The sequence below is a fragment of the Magnetospirillum moscoviense genome, assembly GCF_001650635.1.
Classification (GTDB): Bacteria; Pseudomonadota; Alphaproteobacteria; order Rhodospirillales; family Magnetospirillaceae; genus Magnetospirillum; species Magnetospirillum moscoviense.
In genome coordinates, this window is sequence record NZ_LWQU01000041.1 from 1 (window position 1) to 3176 (window position 3176).

At 64.9% G+C, this 3176-nt stretch carries 5 protein-coding genes; all 5 read left to right on the forward strand.

All coding sequences use genetic code 11. The features are described 5' to 3' along the window. The first annotated feature begins 113 nt into the window (after positions 1 to 113). The 5 genes from A6A05_RS02275 to A6A05_RS02295 all read left to right on the forward strand — a co-directional run bounded on the left by A6A05_RS02275 (position 114) and on the right by A6A05_RS02295 (position 3058). Positions 114 to 452, forward strand: coding sequence for a cyclic nucleotide-binding domain-containing protein (locus A6A05_RS02275; RefSeq protein ID WP_068497054.1), 339 nt, complete (start codon positions 114 to 116; stop codon positions 450 to 452). Then, positions 452 to 892, forward strand: a complete 441-nt coding sequence (locus A6A05_RS02280) for a type II toxin-antitoxin system RatA family toxin (RefSeq protein ID WP_082910629.1) — start codon at positions 452 to 454, stop codon at positions 890 to 892. Before A6A05_RS02275 ends, A6A05_RS02280 begins: the two co-directional genes overlap by 1 nt. 57 nt (positions 893 to 949) lie before the next feature. Beyond that, a complete protein-coding gene (gene thyX / locus A6A05_RS02285) occupies positions 950 to 1903 on the forward strand; it encodes an FAD-dependent thymidylate synthase (protein ID WP_068497057.1) in 954 nt (317 codons plus the stop codon). Between the two features lie 11 nt (positions 1904 to 1914). Beyond that, positions 1915 to 2259: a hypothetical protein gene (locus tag A6A05_RS02290; RefSeq protein WP_068497059.1), complete on the forward strand. Its 345-nt coding sequence runs from the start codon at positions 1915 to 1917 to the stop codon at positions 2257 to 2259. A 418-nt stretch (positions 2260 to 2677) separates the two neighbouring features. Further along, positions 2678 to 3058, forward strand: a complete 381-nt coding sequence (locus tag A6A05_RS02295; RefSeq protein WP_068497062.1) for a thermonuclease family protein — start codon at positions 2678 to 2680, stop codon at positions 3056 to 3058. Positions 3059 to 3176 lie beyond the last annotated feature (118 nt).

Here is a 3176-nt window from a genome sequence, read left to right on the forward strand (position 1 = left end):
CCGGACCCGACCGCGCGATATTGCCTCGCCGCCGCCATGGGGGCGTGACCGTCAATACGATTCACGAATAGAGCCTTACAAAATCACCACACAAGGTCCAGAAGGGGCGCTTCATGGAAAAGGGCAAGGTCCTCGAGCGGAAAATTTTCTATGCCGGCCAGAAGGTCTTCAACGAAGGCGACCAGGGTGACCGCGCCTATCTGATCCAGGACGGCATGGTCGAGATTTCCAAGCACGGGCTGGTGCTGGCCACCCTGGGCAAGGGCGAACTGTTCGGCGAAATGGCGCTGGTCGATGACAAGCCGCGCATGGCCTCGGCCAAGGCCCAGACCGATCTGTCGGTGGTGATCATCAACCGCGACACCTTCCGCGAGAAGCTGGCCAAGTCCGACCCGTTCATCCGCGGCCTTTTGAACATCTTCGTCCGCAACATCCGCAACCTGACCCGCTGATGGCGCTGTCGGGGCGCATGCGGGCCGACTTTCCCGGCCTGACGCCCGCGCAATTGTACGCCATCGCCGCCGACATCGAAGCCTATCCCACCTTCATCCCATGGTGCCGCGCCGCCCGCATCGTCGAGCGGGCCGACGGAATCTGGCGGGTGGAAAACCATTTCGGCGCCGGCCCGGTGGACGTGACCTTCACCAGCCTGGCCCGCCCCGCCCCGCCCGACCGGCTGGAAATCACCTCGACCGACGGCCCGTTTCGCGACTTCCGCCTGGCCTGGCGCTTCGCCCCCATCAAAACCGGCGGCGCCCGCGCCATCGCCGAATATCGCCTGGCCCTGAAATCGCCGCTGCTGCAAGGCCTGGCCGCCCTGTCGATGGGCGAGGTCGAACGGCGCGTTCTGCACAATTTCCACGCCAGGGCCTGTGCGATATATAAGGTTTGAGCACCATGGCTTATGCATGATAACCACTGCATAAGTCTCTACCGGAGTTGCCTTGCCATGTCCGCCGCCGACCTTGAAAAGCCCGTTCCCGAAGCCGCCGACGCGCCCGTTCGCGAGCTGTCGCAGACCTTCCGGCCGGTTTCGGCAGGCATGGAAGCCCATCTGAACGTCTATCACCCGGTGCTGGATCACGGCTTCATCGCGGTCAAGGATTACATGGGCGACGATCTGTCGATCCTGCAGATGGCGCGCATGAGCTATGGCAAGGGCACCAAGGGCCTGAACGACGACCGGGCGCTGCTGCGCTACCTGATGCGTCACTTCCACACCAGCCCGTTCGAGGGCTGCGTCATCAAGCTGCACGTCAAGCTGCCGATCTTCGTGATGCGCCAATGGGTGCGCCACCGCACCGCATCTTTGAACGAATATTCGGCCCGCTACTCGATCATGCCGGACGAGTTCTACATGCCCGACGCCAGCCAGTTGGCGGTGCAGTCCAAGGACAACAAGCAGGGCCGCGGCGACACCCTTACGCCAGACGATTCCGCCGAGGTGCTGCGCATCTTGAAGGAAGAAGCGCTGCGCAATTTCGCCACCTACCACCATCTGCTGAACGCCGACGAAGACGGCCAGACCATCGACGAGGGCCGCGACGGCATCGCCCGCGAACTAGCCCGCATCGGCCTGCCGCTATCGACCTATACCCAGATGTACTGGCAGACCAACCTGCACAACCTGATGCATTTCCTGCGGCTACGCGCCGACCCGCACGCCCAGTTCGAGATCCGCATTTTCGCCGAAAAGATCCTGGATATCATGGCCGATTGGGTGCCGGTGACGACGGAGGCCTTCCGCGACTATCAGCTCGAGGCATCGCGGCTGTCGCGCATGGACTTGGCCTTGGTCAAGGACATGCTGGCCGGAAAGGCGACACTGGCCGACGCGGGCTCGTACGGGCTTTCCAAGCGCGAAGCGCGCGAACTGGCCGAACGGCTGGGGATTTCTGCTTAACGGAGAACACGATGCGCCGTCTTGTGATCCTGACCATCGCCGTGCTGACCGCCCTTCCGGCCGTGGCGCAGGAGGAAGCGGCAACGCTGCGGCTTGCCTGCAAGGCCGACAACCCGACCCTCGAGGCCGGCCCCTTCGCCTTTTCCATCGACGAGAAGCGGGGCGAGGCGTCCGAGACGGTGTCGGGGAAAAACTATGGCGTGATGTCGTACCGCGACGGCTTCGGCCTTTACGACCCGGCGGCCGGTCGCTCGGCGCTGGTGTTCCGCATCGACCGCGTCTCGGGCCGCTTCGCCCGCATCGACAAGCAGATCAAGGTCGAAGGATCGTGCGAAAAGGTCGAACGGAAGTTCTGACCGCGTGACCGCCGCTTCCCCCTCGCCCGCTTGCGGGAGAGGGCCGGGGAGAGGGCCTGTGGATAGCGCCCCGACGCGCGCACCCGATTACCCTGGCGTTCTGACGTTTCCTGGTGGATGCGCAACCGCCTTAGCGGCTATACTGCCCGTTGCGTCCGACTGAGGGGCGGAGCGGGACGAAGAGGGTGTTAGCGCACCCCCCTCGCCCCTGACCAAAACCCTGTGTGGAGTCACAAGGTCATGGCTAGCTGCACCTTAAACCCAAGCCGACCCCGCGCCAAGGCGCCGCCGTTCCCCGGCGGGCAGTTTTGGCGCATGCGTTCTGCCGGGACCTGAGGCTGGCGCCGGGCGGGCCGGAGTTCTCCAAGGCTTCGGCCCGCATCGCCGCGCCGCCTCGGGTCCCGACGGGGCCTTATTGATGCGCCACCTTGCGCTTGTTCTTTGTGTGCTGGCCGCGTCGGCGGCGCCGGCGGCCGAGCCTTTGCCCGGCCCGATCCGGGCCGAGGTTCTGCGCATCATCGACGGCGACACCTTTCAGGCCCGTCTTCGTGTCTGGCTTGACACCGAGGTCACGGTCCTGGTCCGGGTCCGCCGCCTGGACACCGACGAGCTTCACGGCCCCTGCCGCCCGCGCGCCCTTTCGGCCCGCGACGCGCTGACCCGCCTTTTGCCCGGCTGGGTAACGCTGACCGACATCGCCCACGACAAGTATGGCGGCCGGGTCGATGCGACGGTCACCTTGCCCGACGGCACCGATTTGGCCGCGGCCATGGCGGGATGGGGGAAGGCTTGCCGGTGAGGAGGAGAGAACAGACTCTAGACCCCAGCTTCCACCACATAATACCGGCGAACCTACGAAATGACCTGCTGGACCCAGGGCTGATAGCAGAGGCTTTTGACCCTGTCGCTGTCGGCGA

Bases quoted from the DNA above. Each gene is read 5' to 3' on its own strand.
- A6A05_RS02275 (WP_068497054.1), top strand. From the start codon at position 114: ATGGAAAAGGGCAAGGTCCTCGAGCGGAAAATTTTCTATGCCGGCCAG.
- A6A05_RS02280 (WP_082910629.1), top strand. From the start codon at position 452: ATGGCGCTGTCGGGGCGCATGCGGGCCGACTTTCCCGGCCTGACGCCC.
- thyX (WP_068497057.1), top strand. From the start codon at position 950: ATGTCCGCCGCCGACCTTGAAAAGCCCGTTCCCGAAGCCGCCGACGCG.
- A6A05_RS02290 (WP_068497059.1), top strand. From the start codon at position 1,915: ATGCGCCGTCTTGTGATCCTGACCATCGCCGTGCTGACCGCCCTTCCG.
- A6A05_RS02295 (WP_068497062.1), top strand. From the start codon at position 2,678: ATGCGCCACCTTGCGCTTGTTCTTTGTGTGCTGGCCGCGTCGGCGGCG.